18 protein-coding genes and 1 pseudogene are annotated in these 21,291 nt (G+C 52.4%); 15 read left to right on the top strand and 4 right to left on the bottom strand.

The genetic code is table 11. The annotated features are described in order from the left end of the window. Nucleotides 1-35: 35 nt before the first annotated feature. The 14 genes and pseudogenes from OGM67_08225 to OGM67_08160 all read left to right on the top strand — a co-directional run bounded on the left by OGM67_08225 (nt 36) and on the right by OGM67_08160 (nt 16,950). Nucleotides 36-317, top strand: a complete 282-nt coding sequence (locus OGM67_08225; protein ID UYJ33581.1) for a GH36 C-terminal domain-containing protein — start codon at nt 36-38, stop codon at nt 315-317. Between the two features lie 15 nt (nt 318-332). After that, a complete protein-coding gene (locus tag OGM67_08220) occupies nt 333-2,021 on the top strand; it encodes a phospho-sugar mutase (GenBank protein UYJ33580.1) in 1,689 nt (562 codons plus the stop codon). Between the two features lie 123 nt (nt 2,022-2,144). Then, nucleotides 2,145-3,050: a class I mannose-6-phosphate isomerase gene (locus tag OGM67_08215; GenBank protein UYJ33579.1), complete on the top strand. Its 906-nt coding sequence runs from the start codon at nt 2,145-2,147 to the stop codon at nt 3,048-3,050. An 11-nt stretch (nt 3,051-3,061) separates the two neighbouring features. Then, nucleotides 3,062-3,247, top strand: a pseudogene (locus tag OGM67_08210) (hypothetical protein). 68 nt (nt 3,248-3,315) lie between these two features. Next, nucleotides 3,316-3,660: an HTH domain-containing protein gene (locus OGM67_08205; protein ID UYJ33578.1), complete on the top strand. Its 345-nt coding sequence runs from the start codon at nt 3,316-3,318 to the stop codon at nt 3,658-3,660. A gap of 950 nt (nt 3,661-4,610) precedes the next feature. Then, the gene (locus tag OGM67_08200; GenBank protein ID UYJ33577.1) at nt 4,611-5,786 is read left to right on the top strand and encodes a helicase RepA family protein; all 1,176 of its coding nucleotides are present in this window, start codon (nt 4,611-4,613) and stop codon (nt 5,784-5,786) included. Beyond that, entirely contained in the window at nt 5,783-6,052 is a 270-nt protein-coding gene (locus tag OGM67_08195; protein UYJ33576.1) for a hypothetical protein, read from the top strand. Before OGM67_08200 ends, OGM67_08195 begins: the two co-directional genes overlap by 4 nt. Then, nucleotides 6,039-7,385: a relaxase/mobilization nuclease domain-containing protein gene (locus OGM67_08190; protein ID UYJ33575.1), complete on the top strand. Its 1,347-nt coding sequence runs from the start codon at nt 6,039-6,041 to the stop codon at nt 7,383-7,385. The genes OGM67_08195 and OGM67_08190 overlap by 14 nt, the downstream gene beginning before the upstream one ends. A 12-nt stretch (nt 7,386-7,397) precedes the next feature. Continuing rightward, nucleotides 7,398-8,597 carry a site-specific integrase gene (locus tag OGM67_08185; protein ID UYJ33574.1) on the top strand — a complete coding sequence of 400 codons (1,200 nt, stop codon included), beginning with the start codon at nt 7,398-7,400 and terminating at the stop codon, nt 8,595-8,597. Nucleotides 8,598-8,759: 162 nt separating this feature from the next. Next, entirely contained in the window at nt 8,760-9,935 is a 1,176-nt protein-coding gene (locus OGM67_08180) for a site-specific integrase (protein UYJ33573.1), read from the top strand. Beyond that, the gene (locus OGM67_08175; GenBank protein ID UYJ33572.1) at nt 9,932-10,207 is read left to right on the top strand and encodes a hypothetical protein; all 276 of its coding nucleotides are present in this window, start codon (nt 9,932-9,934) and stop codon (nt 10,205-10,207) included. Before OGM67_08180 ends, OGM67_08175 begins: the two co-directional genes overlap by 4 nt. Before the next feature lie 1,158 nt (nt 10,208-11,365). Further along, nucleotides 11,366-12,064, top strand: coding sequence for a LytTR family DNA-binding domain-containing protein (locus OGM67_08170; protein UYJ33571.1), 699 nt, complete (start codon nt 11,366-11,368; stop codon nt 12,062-12,064). 1 nt (nt 12,065) lies between these two features. Continuing rightward, complete coding sequence (locus OGM67_08165; protein ID UYJ33570.1) at nt 12,066-13,421, top strand: ATP-binding protein; 1,356 nt, start codon at nt 12,066-12,068, stop codon at nt 13,419-13,421. Nucleotides 13,422-13,818: 397 nt separating this feature from the next. Beyond that, entirely contained in the window at nt 13,819-16,950 is a 3,132-nt protein-coding gene (locus OGM67_08160) for a glycoside hydrolase family 3 C-terminal domain-containing protein (protein ID UYJ33569.1), read from the top strand. 155 nt (nt 16,951-17,105) lie between these two features. Here OGM67_08160 and OGM67_08155 read toward each other — a convergent pair whose 3' ends face one another. The 4 genes from OGM67_08155 to OGM67_08140 form a co-directional block, all read right to left on the bottom strand. Next, nucleotides 17,106-17,633, bottom strand: coding sequence for a hypothetical protein (locus OGM67_08155; protein ID UYJ33568.1), 528 nt, complete (start codon nt 17,631-17,633; stop codon nt 17,106-17,108). Nucleotides 17,634-17,637: 4 nt separating this feature from the next. Continuing rightward, a complete protein-coding gene (locus OGM67_08150; GenBank protein ID UYJ33567.1) occupies nt 17,638-17,814 on the bottom strand; it encodes an antitoxin VbhA family protein in 177 nt (58 codons plus the stop codon). 75 nt (nt 17,815-17,889) lie between these two features. Then, complete coding sequence (locus OGM67_08145) at nt 17,890-19,095, bottom strand: helix-turn-helix transcriptional regulator (GenBank protein UYJ33566.1); 1,206 nt, start codon at nt 19,093-19,095, stop codon at nt 17,890-17,892. Nucleotides 19,096-19,098: 3 nt separating this feature from the next. Next, nucleotides 19,099-19,332 carry a hypothetical protein gene (locus tag OGM67_08140; protein UYJ33565.1) on the bottom strand — a complete coding sequence of 78 codons (234 nt, stop codon included), beginning with the start codon at nt 19,330-19,332 and terminating at the stop codon, nt 19,099-19,101. Between the two features lie 238 nt (nt 19,333-19,570). Between OGM67_08140 and OGM67_08135 the strand changes: the two genes are divergently transcribed. Further along, the gene (locus OGM67_08135) at nt 19,571-21,235 is read left to right on the top strand and encodes an MFS transporter (protein UYJ33564.1); all 1,665 of its coding nucleotides are present in this window, start codon (nt 19,571-19,573) and stop codon (nt 21,233-21,235) included. Nucleotides 21,236-21,291 lie beyond the last annotated feature (56 nt).

Here is a 21,291-nt window from a genome sequence, read left to right as displayed (position 1 = left end):
CGGCGCACTGCTGCGCGGCGGCGATTTGTACCGCCTTGTCAACCCCCGATGCCGCCAACCTCGGCGCGGCGTGGATGACAGTCAGCCACGACAAGGTGGAAGCCGCCGTCTTTGCCGTAGGTACGGCACTGGCGGGCAGCGGCGGGCATTGCCCGCGCCTTGTTCTGCAGGGACTAAACGAATCCGTTGCTTACACCGTCACCGACGGCGAAAACACCGAAACCTGCAGCGGCTTTGTGCTGCAAACGCTGGGGCTGCCTCTGCCCGGTGATTACGGCGAGGCGCCGTCAAAAATCTGGTACCTGAAACAAGTATAAAAGGAGATGTTCCGAATGGATCACTGCAAGGAACTGTATGCCCGCTGGTTGGCACAGCCCGCGTTGGATGACGCCGTGCGGCAGGAGCTTGCCGGCATTGCAGACGATGACGCCGCCATTACCGACTGTTTTTACCGCGATCTGGAATTCGGCACCGGCGGTCTGCGCGGGGTCATCGGTGCGGGCACCAACCGTATGAACCTTTACACCGTGCGCAAGGCAACACAGGGGCTGGCGGACTACCTGAACGCAAGCGACCTGCCCAAAAAGGTAGCCATCGCCCACGACAGCCGCCATAACGGTGAGCTGTTCGCCCGCGAGACCGCCCGTGTGCTGGCCGCTAACGGCATCACGGCCTATATGTACCCCCGCCTTGAGCCGACCCCGGCGCTTTCGTGGGCGGTGCGGTATCTCGGCTGCGGCGCGGGCGTCTGCGTGACCGCCAGCCATAACCCCGCCAAGTACAACGGCTACAAGGTCTACGGCGCGGACGGCTGCCAAATTACCTTGGAGGCTGCCGAGAAAATTCTGGCAGCTATCGAAAAAATTGATTGCTTTGACGATGTCCGGCTGGCAGATTTTGACGCTGCCGCCGCCGCGGGGAAAATCGTTGGCATTGACGATGCCTGTCTGGACGATTTTGTGCAGGCGGTCTACGACCTGCGCGTGGGCGATGGTGCGGGCATTGATGCGCTCAAGCTCGTCTACACTCCGCTGAACGGCACAGGTCTGGAATGTGTTTCCAAACTGCTGAAAAAGCTCGGCGTGACCCATGTGACCGTTGTGCCCGAGCAGGAAAAGCCAGACGGTGACTTCCCGACCTGCCCTTACCCGAACCCGGAAATCCGCGAAGCTATGCAAAAAGGCTTGGAGCTGTGCGACAAAGTTCACCCCGATTTGCTGCTGGGCACCGACCCTGACTGCGACCGCTGCGGCACCGCCGTGCCTGATGGCAAGGGCGGCTACCGCCTGATTACCGGCAATGAGATGGGCATCATTCTGCTGGATTACATCTGCCGCACCCGTATGGCGCAGGGCACGATGCCCGCCGACCCCGTGGCAGTAACGACCATCGTTTCCACCGATATGGCAACGCCGGTGGCAAAAAAATACGGTGTGGAGCTGCGCCGCACCCTGACCGGCTTTAAGTTCATCGGTGAACAAATCGGCAAGCTGGAAGCCGAGGGGCACCCTGACCGCTATATCTTCGGCTTTGAGGAAAGCTACGGCTACCTGTCCGGCGCACACGTCCGCGACAAGGACGCTGTCAATGCCACGCTGCTTGTCTGTGAAGCAGCGGCTTGGTACGCCCGACAGGGCAAAACGCTGCTGGACGCCATCGAGGCATTGTACAAGGAGTTCGGTTACTACCGCAACGCGCTGTGCAGCTTTACCTTTGAGGGCGAAAGCGGTATGCACGCGATGCAGCAGCTGATGCAGAACCTGCGCACCGATGCCCCCACCGCGCTGGCGGGCTATGCAGTGGAAGGCTGTGTCGATTACGATACCAACGGCACCGGGCTGCCCCGTGCCAATGTGCTGGAATACCGCCTTGCGGGCGGGCATAAGCTGATGGTGCGTCCCTCCGGCACCGAGCCGAAAATCAAGGTCTACCTGTCCGCCGTGGGTGAATCCGAGGCAGCCGCCGATGCCGTAAACGAGGCATTGTCCCAAGCTGCCGCCCGGTTGATGCAGCAACAATAATCCATTTTGTTTTCTCTATACTGTCCTGCTCCTGCCGCCGCAAATGGCGGGGGCAGCTTTTGTTGTACCCTTTTCGGAAAATAAGTACGATACAGCGTATGCTGCACAATAGGAGGTATTTGTATGCCTGTTCTGAAACTGACCCCCACCTGCAAGGATTATCTATGGGGCGGCAACCGCCTGCGCACCGATTTCGGCATCAAGAGCGACCTTGACCCGCTGGCAGAGGCGTGGGTACTGTCCTGCCACCCGGACGGAGCCAGCTATCTGCCCGACGGCACCACGCTGGCAGAGTATGTTGCCGCGCACCCCGGCTGCCTTGGCACCGACTGCGACAAGTTCGAGCAGTTCCCGATTTTGACAAAGCTGATTGATGCCAAGCAGAACCTGTCCGTTCAGGTGCATCCGTCCAACGACTACGCGCTGAAAAACGAACACCAGTACGGCAAAACCGAGATGTGGTATGTGCTGGACTGCGTGCCGGGGGCGCACCTGTACTACGGCTTTGACCACGAGATATCCAAAGAGGAGTTTGCGGAGCGCATCAAAAATAACACCCTGACCGACGTGCTGAACGCCGTGCCGGTACATAAAGGGGACTGCTTTTTTATCCCGTCCGGTACGCTACACGCCATCTGCCAAGGCATCGTCATTGCCGAGGTGCAGCAAAACTCCAACGTGACCTACCGTGTGTACGACTATGGGCGCGTGGGCGCGGACGGCAAGCCCCGCGCACTGCATATTGAAAAGGCGCTGGATGTGACCCGCCGCACCCCGCCGCAAAAGCAGGATTTCGGCGGCCATCTTGCGCAGTGCGAGTATTTTACCGTTGACGTGAAAAGCGGGAGTTTCAATGGTACAGCGGACGAAAAATCCTTTGTGTCGCTGCTCATCACCGATGGTGCCGGCACATTGACCTGCGGCGGCGAAACAGCCTGTGTCCAAAAAGGCGAAAGCTATTTCCTGCCCGCGAACAGCGGCCATTACACTGTGCAGGGCAACTGCCAGACCCTTGTGACCCGCGTCTGAAGAAACATCCACCAGTCGAAAAAGCGGTTTTAAATGCAGATGCAGTTTGTGTTAGCCTTAATGATGTGCCGGGCTTTGACAAAGACCTGTATATGCCGGAGCGGCTTAAAGATGAAAACGGAAAGACTTATGCGTACAGGGATAGTGCCGGAAATTACTACGAATATGGATTCGGGTTGTGTTTTAAAAGAACCTAACAGCAGTCTTTTTATACATGAGCATTGAAAGTCGCCTGATTTAGCAGCGTGAAATAGTGGGAGGCGATATGATTCCAAAGGTGTATTTGAATCCAAAATTATCACTTTATGAACGCCGCAGACAGCTGATAGCGGTTTTATATGAACGGCAAAGCGATACCGTTGGTAATCTCGCCTTTGAATTTAATGTAAGTTCCCATACGATCCGCAATGATATTCGGATACTGGAATTGGAATATCCTATTTATACAAAGATAGGTGCGGGTGGAGGAGTGTTCATACTGGATTCGAGTCGCTTGCAGCAGCGATGGCTGACAGTACATCAGCGGGAACTTCTGATGGATGTGTGCAGTGTTTTGGATGATGAACAAGCCCTGCTTATGAAATCCATCATAGGCGGATTGTCACCGTGAATTGTGAATGGCGTGTAAACAATTAGCACTTACTATTGACCGACTGCTAATCTGCGATGTATACTAATCACACGGATTTACTCCGTACCAGCACCTTTACAATTGAATACACAGCATAACAGGTACTTTACTTTCCCGGTGGGGCGCACAGCAAGGTCAAGGCAGACCCCAACCCACGGCGGGGAGAGAACATAATGATACTCCAGATGCCCCACAGCTTCAGATGGGGTGACCGCGCAGGGATTGGAATCAGTAAGATCCTTGCAGAGTCAGTGTACGGTCGTCGTCAGCGGCTTGCCTGTTATGTTCCCAAGTCTGGGGGCGAGCGGCAAATTAGACATTTTTCTTCAGCATTTATTTTGATGTACACGGTCTCTTTTATTATTTACATGACCGTGTGATTGACGCTATTACGCGCAGTATTTGATTTTTATTGAATTTACATCAAGATTTGCGGGGAAAGTGTACCCTCACGCCCGGATAGAACAGAGAAAATATATAAAGAGCCCGGAGGACCTTACCAAATCGGTAAGGTCCTCCGGGCTCTTTTTTCTCCTCCGGAAAGTGTATTCAAGAGGGTTACACAGAATAACGATACAACACGGAAAGGTAGTGAACTTATGATTAGACCAATTCTGAGAGATTGTGTGAAATACGCACGAGGACCGCCAAAGTGAATCAGAACTGATTCACTCTGGGGAGGTAAAACCGAAAAAGTGAATCAAATCTGATTCACTCTCACATTTCGTCCAAACGCGCCCTGTGTGGGGCGGATGCTCCGTATCGCACACGGACGCGACATCACCCGCAAACCCGCCGTTTGGCGCGTATGTGGGGCTGTGGGACGGCATGAGCCGTACAACTTAACACTAGAGAGTAAAACTTACTACACACAAAATTACGATACTATGAGATAATAGATATATATCAAACAAGAAGGGATGATGCAAATGACTTTTACGAAACTTCCGAAATCTATTACCGCAGAAGAACTCCTCTCAACGCCGCTGCCGCCCGTAAAGTGGATTGTTCCCGGTCTGCTCCCGGCAGGACTGGCGCTGTTCGCAGGCCCCAGCAAGGCGGGCAAAAGCTGGCTGACCTTGTGGCTGTGTTTGCAGATCGCGCAGGGTAATCCTGTCTGGAATCGAGAAATAGAGCCACGCACCGTGATTTATTTTTCGCTGGAAGATACATTTAATCGTTTGCAAAACCGCATTTTTCAGCTTATCGACGGCGGAGATGCCCCAGAGCGTCTGATTCTCCAAACAGAATGCCCCAGCATCGGACAGGGCTTAGAAGAACAGGTAGAATCTTTGATTCATACATACCGCGATGTTGGCTTGATTGTCATAGATACACTTCAAAAAGTGCGTGTAAGCGATGGAAACGGTGGAATGTATGCGAACGACTATAAGGAGGCCGGTGCATTGAAAAAGCTTGCTGACAAGTATGGCATCTGCATTTTGCTGATTCACCACTTGCGTAAGCAGAGTGCGGCTGATCCGTTTGACCAGATTTCAGGCTCCACGGGGCTTATGGGTGTGGCAGATACAAGCTGGGTTATGCAGCGCAAGCGAATGAGCCAAACTGCTGATATTTTGCTTACCGGACGCGATATGGACGATAGAACGCTGCATTTGCGGGAAGGAAATTGCATCTGGACTTTGGAAGATGAAGAAACCGCAGAGGAACGAGAGATCAAGGCTGTGCCGGACTACTTGTGGAAAGCAGCTGAGTACATCGAAAGCATTGGGAACTGGCAGGGAACGGCATCTGAATTGCTTGCGGCAGCAGGTATTGAAAATGCCAAACCGAACCAGTTCACCTACAACATGGCCAAGTATTTCGATAAAGTATTCGAGCCGAAAGGGATTCACTATAAAACTCATCGAAAAAATAAGGTTCGCCTCTTGAACTTCTATGGTGACGATGGTGACGGTGGTGACGATGATATTGATATAACTCAATTATCGGGGTGGGGTATCCCAGAAAGACCGTCACCATCGTCACCATCGTCACTCGGAGCGCTTGAGGGAAGCAAGCATGGGCGAAGTGTTGCCACAGGGCAACCCGCCGAAAAGCCTACGGGGACAGCCCCGAACCCCTGTGAGGCTGTTGGCGCATGAGAAAGCGCAGCGTCGGAATCAACGTCCGCGTCAGCGTCACTGAAAAGAAAAAGGTGACGATGTTGGCTCGGAAGTGCGGCTTGTCACTCTCAGAGTATTTACGCCAGCGGGCGCTGGGATATGAGCCGGGCGGGCATCCGCCCACGGAGGTGTTTAATGTATTGGATAAACTCGATGAAATTGCAGAAATCAGTCAGCCAAGCACAAGCGCTAAAATCACAGCCTGTGCAGATGAGATAAGGGACCTGCTCATTGGCGGTAACTAAGATTTGGGCAATCAAGGACAGTTTACAGCGCGTCCTTGATTATGCCGCCAACCCGAACAAGACCGAATATGATGCCCTTGCTCAGACACTGCACTACGCAGAGAACGATGCCAAGACCAAGCTGAACGAGAGCGCCCAGCTTGTCACCGGCATCCATTGCAGGGCAAATCATGCGTGGGAAGATATGCGGGCTGTACAGGAACGCTTTGGTAAAACAGACGGCGTGGTGGCACTCCATGCCTACCAAAGCTTCCGCGAAGGGGAGGTTACTCCGGAGCAGTGCCACGAGATCGGCGTGGCACTGGCCCGCAAGGTCTGGGGCAAGCGTTTCCAAGTGCTGGTCGCCACCCACATGAATACGGACAACCTGCACAACCACTTCGTTATCAATTCTGTGTCTTATGTGGACGGCAAGAAATACGAGCAACGCCGCAGCCAATACGCAGAGTTCCGGGCGGCATCTGACAAGCTGTGCAGGGAGTACGGCCTGTCGGTAGTGGAGCAGCCCAAAGCCAAGGAACCGGCGCGGTACGCCCGGATGCGGGAAGCCATCGACCAAGCCTGTGAGGATGCCAGCACTGCAAAGGATTTCCACAGGGCGCTGTATCGGCAAGGGTATATTTTCGGCAGTGACCCCAATCGAAAGTATGCAACGATTCGGGCACGGGATGGCGGACGAGCCGTGCGGCTTTATAGGCTGGGAGAAGAATACGATCTTGCGGCCATAGATGACCGACTGCGCGGAAACTATCTGCTGTATGGGTCAGGGCTGTATGAACGGAAACGCCCGACCCGACAGTATACGCCGAAACGGTATCGCCCCAAGGATACCTATGTAGGAAAAGGCATCCTCCAAATTTTCTTCGAAGTATTCTTCGGGGAATCCCAGATGCACCGCTTATATCTGTACTACTGTTACCAACTGGGCATCTTACCCAAGAAGCAGCAGCCACGCATCAACCGTCCGGAATTAGAGCGCATTTGGAAAGACACCGAGAAAATCCTTGCAGAACACGCCTTTGTCCACGACCACAAGTTCCCGTCTTTACAGGCAATCGTAGACTACCGCAAGGGCTTGTCCCAGCGGATGGAAACCCTTGCCGCGCAACGGGCGGAAATCGTTAAGCAGATGCGCCGAAAGGACGCCTCGCCGGAGTTGGCTGACCAACGCATGATACTGACTTGCCAAATCGCCAAACTGCGCAAAGAGGATAAAATCGCAGGGGGAGCCATCAAGCGCGTCCAGAGAACACGCGAATCCAACCGCATAGATCAAGAAAATCAATATACGAACAACAAGAACCGACGCCGAAATCGTTCTCGGCAGCGCTGACAAGGAGGTACAATGGCTTACATCAAGAAAAAGTCCGAACGAAAATACAAAATCACTGTCTGCAACGGCTACAAGGTCAATGGGCAGAAACGCATGAAGGCGCAGACCATCACTGTGCCATCATCCGTGCCAAAGCGTGGCATCCAGCAATATGTCATGGCGGAGGCCGAGCGCATCGAGAAGAAGTTCAAGTATGGCGTAGAAGAAAGCGACCAGACCCACTTTGAACAGTACGCCGAAAATTGGCTCAAACGGCAGGAACCGTTCTTTAAGGCTACCACTTACGCAGGGTATAAGAGAAACCTTGACATTGTTTATCCGCTGATTGGGGGCATTCCGCTTGCAAAACTCCGCCCTATGACGCTTGAAGAAATGTGCGAGGAATTGCGCAAGCGCCCGGGGCATGGTGGAAATTGCATCAAGGAAACAACGGTGCAGAAATACCTCGAAACGGTTTCCTCTGTGCTGGAGGATGCCAAGAAAAATGACATTATTCCGTTTAATCCGGCGCACCGCGCTCGGAAAAAGCATTTTGAAAAGGAGGTGCAGCATATTCCGCAGAAGTATGAAATGAGTAAACTAATGCGGACGATTCAGAACGAACCGATTCTGTATCGCGCCTATTATACCTTGGCAATTACGACCGGATTGCGGCGTGGGGAACTGTGCGCCCTGCAATGGCGGGACATAACCGGTGCTTGTGAACTGACCGTCCGCCGTTCCCGCAGCTGCGCATCCGGGCAGATTGTTGAGAGCGACACCAAGAGCCATCGGGAACGGATTGTAACCATTCCGCTGGGGATATGGGAACTTCTGATGGCGCTGCGACAGCAGCAGGTGCTGCATAGCGGTGTTCCGGATAGAGAACAGCCGATTTTTACAGACCCCGATGGTCATGTACCGCACCCGGATACCTTTACCCGACATCTGCGTAAGCTGTATAAGCAATGCGGATTATCTGAGGATTACCACCTGCACACCCTGCGGCATTTCTACGCAACCTATCTGCTGCAGGAAGGCACCAGCAAACAGGTGGCGGCATCCCTGCTGGGTCATGCGGATACGGCATTCTTGGAGCGCACCTACTGCCACCCGCAGGACGTGGCGAAACAGCAGGCCGCAAACCTGATGCAAGATTTGTTGAACAACCAAAATCCGTGCTATGTTGCATTTATGAAAAATAAGAATAGAAAAGCCAAGAAGGCAGGTTAAATAAACAGCGGCACCGTCAGCAATGGCGGTGCCGTTTTTGTCAGTAATAGGTGAATTTTTAGCATAAAGATTGTTGGGTGTGGTGATAGCTTTCTGTCGCAGTTGTCGGTATGCTTTGTAGTACCAGAGGTCAATAAAACATACAAAGGAGCGTTGAAAACAATGGCGTCTATCAGAAAACGCGGCAGTAACAGTTACTTGATTGTGGTATCCCGTGGGTACGATTACGAGGGAAACAGGCTGAAATCCGTACAGAAAACGGTCAAGCCACCCAAGGAATATACACCGAAGCAAGCCGAGAAGTGGGTAAAGGAGCAGGCAATTCTATTTGAACGAGAGGTACAGCATACACCGGAACCCATTAACCGCAGCATTACGCTGGCAAAGTACATTGAGCATTGGGTGACCGATGTTGGACCGAAGAAGCTGGCTGACTCCACATTCCGACGCGACGAACAGGATATTCGCAGAATCTTGCCAGCACTGGGCAACTACAAGTTGACCGATTTGCGAAAAGAAGTAATCCGTGAGTTTTACGAGGAAATGCGGCACACACCGCGTCTGGACGGCAGAGGAAATCTATCCGAGAAGTCAGTCGAAGGTTTACACAACACGCTGTGCGGCATCCTATCGGCGGCTGTGGACGAGGGCTATTTGACCCACAATCCCGCATGGCGGTGCTATAAGCCCAAAGGAAAAAAGAAAGAACGCCCCGTAGCCGATGAGGAAACCGTAAAGAAACTGATTACAGCGTTTGAAGGTCAGAGTATGAAGTACGAAACCTATTTCAAGCTGGTGCTGGCAACCGGGCTGCGGCGTGGGGAAGCCTGTGGGCTGAGGTGGAGCGATATCAACTGGCGAAAGCGTACCATTCATGTACAGCGGGGTGTGGTCAAACTTAGTCACCAAGAATCAATCACTAAGGACCCTAAGACCAGCAGCGGTGATCGTATGGTCTACTTGAGCAAAGAAATGTGCCAGCTACTCAAAGCATGGCGGAAAGAATGCGAATGGGATAGGGCGCAAACCGCGAACGAAACCGTATCTGAAGATGATTACTTATTCCGCCAGCCGAACGGAAAGCCTATGTGCCCTAGCACATTCACATACAGATTCAAGCTGATATTGAAAGCAAATAACTTGCCGCTGGATTTGAATGTGCATAGCTTGCGGCACACAAACGCCAGCTTGCTGATTTCACAGGGCGTGGATGTGCGCACGGTGGCTAGCCTACTGGGCCATGCACAGGCCAGTACAACGCTGGATATTTACGTCCACGCCTTTGACAAGAACAAACGCAAGGCGCAGGAAAAGTTGGGAAAGGCGATTGGACTATGATGAAGAAAATCAAATTAACCAGAGCAAACAAAAGTATTACGCTGAAAGCACTCGCACCTTACTATTACCAGCAAAGGGCGCTTGGGTATGGCACACAAGAAGTTGGAAAGCTAATACTGAAAATTGATTCTCTCCCAACCGATAAAAAAGCAAGTTTCTACGCAGAAGAAATTTTCCTTATGCGAAGTACCATAAATCAGTTGAGAAATGATCAACTGGCAAAAGGGCAATACACTGATGCCGCAGATGATATGCTACTAAAATTATTCTAAACCTAAATAACATTAAAACAAAAAGCGCATTGCAAAAGCACATTGCAATGCGCTTTTTGGTGCGTCCGAAGGGATTCGCCAAGCCGCGCCCTAGAAACGCCCCACCGGGGCGTTTCTGCCCCGCAGGACGCAAAGCGCGGGGCACGGGCTGTTCGAATCCCTTCTTTTACTGCTCCGTAAAATCCGTGCAAAACAAAAAGAGCAGCACCCCATAAGGTGCTGCTCTTGGTGCGACCGGGAGGATTCGAACCTCTGGCCTTCCGGGTCGGAGAACTACGACACAGCGCGCAATTTGATGATATACTGCATTTTTTTGTTGGTTCTGCACTGCTCTGCCACACCTATCACGAGTAATATAAAACGATGTGCCAACGATAAAAACTGACCACCGGCAGCAAAAATCACTGCCGGTGGTCAGTTGGTGGTCAATCTGTTGCCCAAAATTGTAAGCTACAATTGAAAAGAAAGACCGTACCGTAGAAATGTCTCGACCCTCCTTGCGGGCTTTTTGCTGTTCAAATGCCACACGGGCAGCTTCTTCAATAAACGCTTTTACTTCTGGAGTCGCTGCAGGCCAGACAACATTGAACTGGCGGCAGATCTTATAAAATACACGATAAAATTCGTCCCAATCTTGGTTGCGGTTAAATAGACGCGTGGTTCAGAAGTTCCCGTTTCATTGTCCGATGAAAACGCTCAATCTTTCCTTGTGTCGGGGAATGCTTGATTCGCCCGTGAGTCGGCGGAATATTCAATTCCATGAGCCAACGTTCAAATTTCGTATAGCCTTTCCGAAAACCGGCAAACCGCGGTCCATTGTCGGAAAGGATAGAGTCCGGCAGCCCGTATTCGGAAAACACCTCTTGAAACATCGGAATGACAACATTTTTTGTGCTTAATCCGGGCGCTATTTTGATGGAAAAGCGCGAGAAATCGTCGATAATGGTGAGCGGATAACAATAGTTTTGGTCTTTCGTGAAGTAATTCTTTTCGACTCTTCACTTTTTTTCTGAATTGCGATATACTTTAGGCAACACCGCACAATTCCCGTCTTGCGGCTTAAGCACCGATCCGGCGGCTGCCGCACCTCGCTCGCCGTATCGGTACTTAGAATTATGCGGCATTGCCTTTACTTACTATGAACAGGGTTGGTGTGCTATGGTACGAGTTGCGGTTGTGGAAGACTCACGGCAGGACGCGGATATACTGTGTCAGCTTTTGGATACAGTAGAACGAGACCTGACGATAAAAACCTACCATTGCGCCGAGAACTTTCTGGAGGACATCGAGCAGGGGGTTGACATTGTCTTTATGGATATTGAGCTGCCCGGCTGTAACGGCATGGAGGCAGCCCGCCAGATGCGGCAAAAAGATGACAAGGCACTGCTGATTTTTATTACCAATATGGCGCAGTATGCGGTAAAAGGTTACGAAGTCGATGCGCTGGATTTTATTGTGAAGCCTGTGGCTGCCACGGATTTTGCCTTCAAGATGAAACGTGCCCTCTGTGCATTGGATGCTCGTAGACAATATGATTTTGTGATTGCCGATAAGCAGAATTTCCGCCGCATCAGCACAGCGGATCTCTGCTATGTGGAGGTGTCCGGTCACAAGCTGCTGTATCATCTGCCGCAGGAAGTTGTCGAGGTGCGTGGTCGTCTGACTGATGTCGAAAACCAGCTCAAGCCCCACGGATTTTTACGCTGCAACAACTGTTTTCTTGTCAACCCGCGCTATGTACGGGCCGTGAATGGTTACACCGTTACTGTGGAAACAGATGTTCTGCAAATCAGCCACCCGCGCCGCAAGGAATTTCTGCAGGAGCTCAGCCGCCTGCTTTCCAAAGGTGGTGTTTGAAATGCAGACACTTTATCATGGCAATGCGCTGTTTCTGTTTGCAATTCATGCCCCGGCGCTGATTCAGTTTTTGGTGGGTACATTGCTGTTTTCACACGGTTATACAAGAAAGCCGTACTTTGCTGCCAGGATGGTCACAGGTATAACAATCGCGTTGATTGCCTTTGCGGCGGTACTCGTTCCCATCGGCAGGCTTCCGATGCAAATGCTGATTGGTTCTGTACGGAAGTCTATCCTGATTTATGCATTTCTTTTGGCAGAAAACTACATCTTGCTTCGAAATACTTTTGAAGAATCCCGCCGCTGCATACTGACTGGCTTAATGGCAGGGTACGCGTATCAGCATTTCGGCTCACAGGTTTGTTTGTGCATATATGCCCTGTTTTTCCAAGATTTTGATAACTTGATTTTGGGTGGGCTTGTGTTCCGCTTCGTGGAGATTTGGATTTTTGCCGCCATTGCAGCATGTATATATTTTCTTTTTGCCAGACAGGCAAACTATATCGATAAAAACGGCATACAGGACAAAAACGTGTGGTTGCTTTCCCTCTGCACCATCGGTCTGCTGCTATTGTTAAGCAGCTTCCGGGACTATTATCAGGACGAAAGTCTGCCTCTGACCCTGATCACCCGAATTTTTAGTATGTTCTGCAGTGTGCTTTTGCTGCTTCTGCGCAGCGGATTCTTTGAGCAGAGCCATCTGCAGGCGGAAATTCAGACTATTCAACAGCTGCACCGCAGAGAAATTGCCCAGTATCAGCAAAATAAAGAAACGATTGATTTAATCAATGCGAAATGTCACGATATCCGCCACCGCCTGGCGCAGTACTGCAGCCACCCGGATGCCATCACCTGCGAGGAGCTGGCTCAGCTGGAAAAAGGCATCTCTATTTACGATTGCACAATAAAAACCGGCAATGAGACGCTGGATGTGATTCTGACCGAGCGTAGCCTCCTGTGCCAGAAAATGGGAATTACCTTTTCCTGCATTGTGGACGGCAGCAGTCTGGATGCTCTTTCACCGGGGGACATTTACTCACTATTCGGCAATGCTGTGGACAACGCGATTGAAGCCGTGGTGCAGCTGCCGCAGGAAGCAGAGCGGATAATCAGCCTGAATGTGCGCCAGCGCATGGGGATGCTGTCGATTCTGGTAGAAAATCCCTATGCCGGAAAGGTCGATTTTGCGGACGGACTGCCCCGGACAACCAAACAGGATACGCAGGAGCATGGCTATGGAATACGCTCGATTCAGATGATTGTGCGAAAATACGGCGGTGAAATGACAGTTACGGCAGATGAATTGTTCCATCTGTCAATACTGCTGCCGATATCCAACCATGCAGAGGTTTCATAGGCAATACCGCATAATTCTAAGTGCCGATACGGCGAGCGAGGTGCGGCAGATGCTAAGCCAAAAGCACAGACAATACTTTGTGCTGCAAAGGTGAGCGCCGCCAGTGGCGGATACAGCGAACCGAAGCAGGGGCAGCGGTCGCAGAGTGCGAGGGGCTTTTGCTCCCGAAGCACGATGCGGGTACCGCAACCCGACATTGGCGAGCATTTTGTGGCAACGCAGATGCCGTGCCGCAGCCGCCGGAGCGGTGCTTAAGCCGTTAGGCGGGAATTGTGCGGTGTTGCCATAAGGTTACGCCAAAAAATGATAAGTTTAGGACAGCTTTGAGAAAAGGCTGTCCTTTTTTGGTACACTGAAACCTGTAAAACTGCATAAGCAGTATGAAGGAGGAAAAACTATGCAAACTGAAAAACCGAAAAAACTGCGGATGCGTAGCGGCAATTTCATTGCGCTGACGGCACTGCCGATGGCAATTCTATTGCTGCTGAGTGTTGCCCTGACAGTGGTATCCAATATGCTTGCCTCTACATTGGATACCTATCTGGGAAAGGGAACCACGCAGAAGATTGTACCGGATGGTACCGCAGAATGGGACACAGAGTACTACACCGAGCTGTACAGCAATACGGACGATTCCGCCGCGGCAGCCTACGCGGTGGCAGAACAGCTAATGGAAGAAGGCAGCGTTCTGCTGAAAAATAACGGAATTCTGCCGCTGGCAAAGGGCAGTACACTGACACCCTTTGGTCGCGGGTATCTGGATCCGATTTACGGCCAGCTGACAAGCGGCGGCAGTGCTAAGTGGGTGGTGAATCCCGTCACGCCTGCGCAGGCGCTGGGCAGCGTTTATACGCTGAACGATGCCGCAGTGGATAAGATGAAGGCAGCTGGCTCTCCGGAAGCCTTGGGCGAGGCAGAGGAAACCAGCAAAGCCGGTGAAGTCGGCAATATGCTGGGCGGCGACAGCTTCCTGTATGAGTATGACCCTGCCATTTACGAGGGCATGGATGATGTGAGCGGTACGACCGGCATTGTCTTTTTGACCCGCGCAGGGCAGGAGGGCAGTGACAAAAAGACAGACGCGTATGCAGACGGTACGCCGCATTATCTGGCTCTGACCGAGAACGAAAAGGCGGCAATCCGCACGGCGAAAGAAAAAACCGGTCATGTGATTGTGGTGCTTGTCTCCTCCGCTACGATGGAGGTCACACCGCTGCTCTCTGGCAATCTGGAGGCGGATGCCATCCTGTGGGTGGGTCACCCCGGTGAGCGCGGCTTTACCGCGCTGGCCGGTCTGCTGGATGGCGATGTGACACCCAGCGGTCGCACGGTTGATACCTATGCAGCCGATTTGACTGCTGACCCGACCTACCAGAATTTCGGCGATTACCGCTATGAAAATGCAACGGTCACAAGCAGTAGCTTTACGGACGGCGGCAAATTCAATGCGCCGTTCATTGAGTATCAGGAAGATCTCTACATGGGCTACCGCTATTATGAAACGGCAGACTTTATGGATGACAGCTTTGTCTACGGTACGCTGGACGGCAAGGGTGCCTTTGTCGAGCAGGGCGCTGTCTGCTATCCCTTCGGCTATGGTCTGTCTTACACGACCTTTGCACAGGAAATCACAGATTATCAGGACAGCGGCGACAAGATTACCGTCACGGTAAAGGTCACCAACACCGGCAGCACCTACGCCGGCAAGGACGTTGTGCAGTTGTACTACAACGCCCCCTATACAGAGAAAGATATTGCCTACAAGGTGGAAAAGCCCGTTGCCAACCTGATTGCGTTTGATAAAACGGGTGTGCTGACCCCCGGCGCCAGTGAGACGGTAACACTGTCTTTTGCCAAGGAGGACATGGCCAGCTATTGCTATACCCACCAGAATCCGGACGGCACTACTGGTTGCTACTGGCTGGAGGACGGCGACTATGAAATCTCCCTGCGCAATAACAGCCATGATGTGATTGACTCCCGCACCACGTCCCTGACAGAAATGTGGTACGATGGCAGTGACGATGATCATATCCGCCAAAGTGATAAGGATGCCCAATCCGAGTTGGACGATAACGGTAATGCCACCGGCGTGGCCATGAACGGCAGTTTTGTGGCTGCCACCAACCAGTTCCAGACTTCCAGCGACTACATGAACAGTGAATCCACCATCCTGAGCCGCGCCGACTGGAAGGGTACCCAGCCAAAAGCACCCGAAAACAACACCAAGACCATCAGCGAGGAGTACGCCTCTCAGCTGGGCTCTGACTCCAGGTTTGATGTCAATACCGACCCGACCTTCGGTAATGTGGAAGGCAGCCTCGTCTATCATGCCGACCAGCCCACCAGTGATGAAAAAAACGGTCTGACGCTGGCCTCCATGCGCGGGCTTGCTTATGATGACCAGAAGTGGGAATCTTTCCTCAATCAGATTGACTGGAAGGCAGATAAAGACGGCATCATTATGAACCATTCCGGCGCTGCCTACGCGCTGGGTCAGATTGAAAGCCTTGGCATCCCCGGAACGGTGCAGGAGGATGGTGCAAACGGACTGAAGGTACAGGGTAATGATAACGGCTATGATATGTCCAAGTCTAGCTCCTTCCCCTTCGCCCCGGTCATTGCCGCCAGCTGGAATGAAGATTTGCTGTACGCCGTGGGCGCTGCCTTCGGTCAGGAAGCACTGCAAAACGGGATTACCGGTTGGTACTGCCCGGCAATCAACCTGCACCGCAATCAGTTCGCCGGACGTATTTTTGAGTATTATTCCGAGGACCCGGTGCTTTCCGGCAAGTTGGCCGCAGCCTGCATCTCCGGTGCAGGGGATCAGGGTATGGTCTGCTACCTCAAGCACTTTGCGCTGAATGAGACCGAAACCAACCGTTCCTCCATGTGCTACACATGGGCTACCGAGCAGACCATGCGCGACCTTTACCTGAAGGCCTTTGAGATTGCTATCAAAGAAGCCAAGATGACGGTAAAATATACAGCCGATGAAACCGGCGCTACGTCCACCAAGGTCATGCGCGCCTGCACCGGCATTATGCCTGCCCAGAACTGTGTGGGTCTGACATTCGGTCACACCAGCTACCCGCTGCTGAACAACGTCCTGCGCGGCGAATGGGGCTTCCGCGGCATGGTCATCTCTGACTACTGGGTATGGAGTGACAATAACCTGCGTGACCTCTGTGTGCGTATCGGTTGCGATGCGTACCTCTGCATGGCAATGCCTGCAATGTGGACGCTGACCGATTATGACAGTGCAACTGCCCGTTGGGCCATGCGCAATGCACTGCACAATATCGCCTACACGCTGGCCAACTCCAACGCTACACAGAATTGTGCTCCCGGCACGGTGTATAAGACGGGGCTTTCTCCGTGGAAGATTCCGTTTACTGTGCTGAATGTCATTCTGTATGCACTGGTTGTACTGTATATCTGGCGCTTGGTTCTGCGCATCCGCGACCAGAAGCAGCACCCGGAACACTTCAAGCCCAGCCGCAAAGAACGCAAAGCAGCAAAAAAATAAGCTGGGTATAGCGATGGTGATTTTGTTCCTCGTCAATAACCTATTACTTTCCGCTGTGGAAGATTCCGCACAATCCTAATCAATTCTGACATTCTCATATTTGCTTTTTTCTCCAAAAGACCCGCTGTGCATTTGCACGGCGGGTCTTTTCGTAATCATCGGGTTTCAGGACGGGAAAATCTCTGACAGGTGGGCGTTTGGTGCACCAAATGTTGTGCTTGCTTGCTGGCTGGCAATATCCTGCAGCAGATATGGACAGTGAGTGTGTTACGTTTTCGCCCCGCATTTTCCGACTGTATCGGCTGAATCCGGCTACATAATTTTCCATTCAAAATGCCGCACAAATAATTTTGCTCTTTCAGATGCGTGAAAATGGCCTGTGCCACAGACTCGATTTGCGTGGCAGGGCAAAATTGAGTTCCTTTTTTGGAGATATCCACTGTGCGTGGAACGCCGGCCCAATCGTATAAATCCTCAAAAAGAAATTTGTGTACTGTGCAGTAGTGCGCAAAATCAAACGAATCAACAGGCGGATTTTCTGCCCACAAGGCTGCTTTGGCAGGAACAATGGCACTTTCCACAGCATCTAAATCGCCCTGATTGCGAATGTCCAGTTTGTTTATCAAAATCTTTGTGCCGGGATAGCACCCATTTGCCAACGAAGTTACTTGATAGTCTGCCATCGTGTTAATTTCTTTGTGCCTTGCGCCGTTCCAAAATCTCGGCAGCAAGAGTGCGTGCATCTACTTTCCCCTCCATCAAGCGCAGGCAGTCACGGCGGGTTTGCTCGTCCGCACGATAACCCTCCATGCGGGAAGAGGCCAGTGCATTATCCAATGCGCGCTGACGCGTAATTTTAGGCATAAAAAAGACTACTAATACAGTAGTTGCCTATATCATACACGAAATTATACTTCTTTACAAGTAACAATTCCTCTTTTACGCGTGCCTTTCGGCGTTGGCACGGTAGGTGCTGGGGGAGCAGCCATAGCGCTTGCGGAAGGAATCCGAAAAATAGCTCAGTGAACAGAATTGCAGCCTTTCGCTGATGGCTATGACCGGCTCTGCGGAGTTGGCTAGCAAAAAGCAGGCGCGCTCCAGGCGGATTTCGCGCAGATAGTCCTTGAAGCTGCGGCCAGTTTCGGCGCGGAACTTGCGGCTGAGGTAGTAGGGCGCATAGCCCAGCTCTGCCGCAAGGCTCTCGATTGTGATGGGCTCCTCCATGCGGGAACTGAGCTGCTCCATACAGATGCGCACCGGCTTGGAGTACGCTGCGTTCTGGCGGTACTGATGCACCCGGCGCACAAAATCGTCCTGCATGGCGTTGTTGATGTCAATAATGGCTTGCATGGAACGGCTTTTCTCAACGCTCTGGTAGTAGCCGTCCGAGATGGTGTAGGCGGTTTCCGGCGGCAGGCCACCCTCCATAGCGGCGCGGGAAAATAGCGTGATGTTCACGATAATCATATTTTTCAGCTGGCGCAGCTCCTGCCCATCGCTGATATTGCCGATTTGCCCTTGGTTGAACATCGACTGAATTTTCTTTTTGTAGTGCAAATCCCCTTCACGCACCAGGCGGAGCATCTCGCGCTCGGCCTCATAGGTGCCGTGGCTGCCTCGGATTTCGGCCTCAGACAGAACCTGCGGCTGCTCATCCGGGAAGCGGATATCATCCGGCGTCAGTTTTTCGCCGGTGATGCAGTAGTGCAGAAGGATGCCGTATTCCAGCACGCGGGGCAGGCCGATGACCGGCAGGGCGCGGAAAAATTCAATGGCCGGGTCCAGCAGGGCGGGGGTCAGCTTGCGCTGCCGTAGCTCACGTTCCAGCTTGTTTGCGGAGGAATCATACATAAAAAACGGCCCAAGAATGTGCAGCTTTTCAAGCTCGTTCTTGTCAAACCTAGCATCGGCAATCCACAGAAGGCCCAGATTATTTGTCACAATGACCGGCTTGCGGTATTGCAGCATATGGGTGCAGATTTCCTCCTTGTGGGCATAGGGAACCACCAGCGGGTAGAACTGCTCGCCGCAGGGGCAGCTGGTCTGTAAAATATGTAGGCTACTGTCCAGCGTCCAGAGATAGAGCGCCTGACAGCAGGAGACCAAATCCTGAAAAACCGGCAGATACATTTCCTGATACGGCATGGCTTACTCCTCGCAAAGAAAAGGAAGCAGGATGGCTTCGTCGGTCTTGCTCTCTATCTGCAAAGCAGCATCCTGCAGCTGCACCTGCCCGCTGACTGCGGCGGCAAAGATAAACTGCGACAGCGTGGATTTCAGGTTCAGGCAGTCGCCATCCGTTGTCACCAGCATAACATTGCCGCTGCATTGCCCGATGGCCTGCAGCAACCTTCCATAATCAATATTTTTGCGCAGCTTCATAGAGGGCTCCCTTCGGTTTGACTTCTGCTTTTTGTTCATTATAATCATTTTTTTGCTACATTTCAATAGAATAGCTAAAATACGAAACTATTAGCTAATATATAAAATACAAATCGGCGTGCGTTGTGTTATATATAGAGCAGGAGCCAAGCAGGCGGCAAGCGTTCTTGCGGCCAAAAGAACGCGCCGCGCTGCTTGCAAAATGAGGAACGGCCCAAAAAACAACAGGAGGCGTATCATGCTGACAAAACTCTTTGAGTCAAAATTCTTTGACTCTAAAATCAAATCGGCCAACACACAGAACAGTGAGCGTTGGCTGGGCTATTTCTTTGGCCCGTGTCTATTGTATATGTGCTATTACGGCATTGCGAGCACCTATCTGACGCAGTTCTATACCGATGTGCTGGGCATTACCGGTATGTTTCTGACTCTGATGCCGGTCATTTCCAAAATTGTGGACGCTGCCACAAACATCGTGATGGGCCGCATCATTGACAATACCCGCACAAGGCAGGGCAAGGCGCGGCCGTGGGTGCTGATTTCCGGCGTGCTGATTGCCGTCACCGGCATTTTGCTCTACACTGTGCCGAAGGCCTCCTACACGGTGAAAATCATCTGGATTGTGGTCAGCTACAACCTGTTCTTTGCGCTGGCGTTCACCATCTACAATATGAGCCACTCCCTGATGGTGCCGCTGTCCACCCGCAACACCAAGCAACGCGACACACTGGCGCTGCTGAACTCCACCGGCACCACGATGATTCCCGGTATGCTGGTTACGATTGTTATGCCGCTGATGATTCGCGCCTTTGGCGTCGGCGCGGATTCACAGGGAACCTGGATTACCATGATGAGCATCCTCTCGGTGCTGGCCATCCCGGCAACGTTGCTGGAATACTACTTCACCAAGGAGCGCGTGACCGAGGATGCAGCGCCCATAGGTAAGGGCGCGGAGGAAAATAAAATTAGCTTTGCCCAGCAGATGAAGGCCTGCCTGAATGACCCCTATTGGTTGATTGTCATGGGCTTCTGGCTGACCTACCAGATTTTTAACGGTCTTTCGACCAACGGCATGATTTATTACTGCAACTGGGTACTAGGCAATTCGGTCGATTCCGGTGCTGCCAAGCAGGTGCTGGTCAACATGATTGGGCAGGCACCGCTGGGTATCGGCCTTGTGCTGCTGTGGCCGCTGGTGCGCAAATTCGGTAAGCGGTATGTGATGATGTTCGGCTTCGGCATTGCGGCCATCGGCTCACTGATTGTGCTGCTGGGCGGCAGCAATATGGGCATTGTTCTGAGCGGTCTGGTCATCAAGTCCATCGGCGCACTGCCAAGCTATGTTATGGCTGCGCAGCTGGCCGAGGCGCTGGACCACATCGAGTGGAAGAACGGCTACCGCGCCGACGGCTTCTCTGCGTCGGTGTACAGCATTATCATCACGGTTGCAGCCGGTGCGGCGCAGACGATTCTGCTGGCCGGTATCAGTGGGCTGGGCTACATTACCCCGACCTCTGCCGCTGACGTTATCACCCAGCCCGCGGCGCTGCAGACCTTCTTCAAGTGGTGCTTTGTGGGCGTGCCGATGATTGGCTACCTGATTGGCTCGCTGCTGATGATTCGCTTTGACGTTGAGGAGAAGATGCCGCAGATTTCTGCCGATATTACCGCCCGCCATAAGGCCGAGGCCGAGGCACGCGGCGAGGTCTACTACTCGCCCGAGGAAAAGGCGGCGATGGAGCAGGCCGAGCAGGACAAAATTGCCGAGGCCAAACGCATTGAGGAGCTGAAGGCCAGATGCGCCAAGAAGGGCCTGAATTTTGACGAGGAAGAGGCCAAATATCAGGCCAAGCTGGCGGAAAAGAAAGTGAAGGAAGCTGCCAAGGCGGCCAAGAAAAAGTAAAAAATCAGGATAAGAACGGCGGAAAAACCGCCGTTCTTATCCTGATTCTCGGGAGG

Source organism: Oscillospiraceae bacterium, assembly GCA_025757985.1.
GTDB lineage: Bacteria > Bacillota > Clostridia > Oscillospirales > Ruminococcaceae > Gemmiger.
The sequence above is the reverse complement of the archived record's forward strand: the minus strand, read 5'-3'. Positions and strand labels throughout refer to the sequence as shown.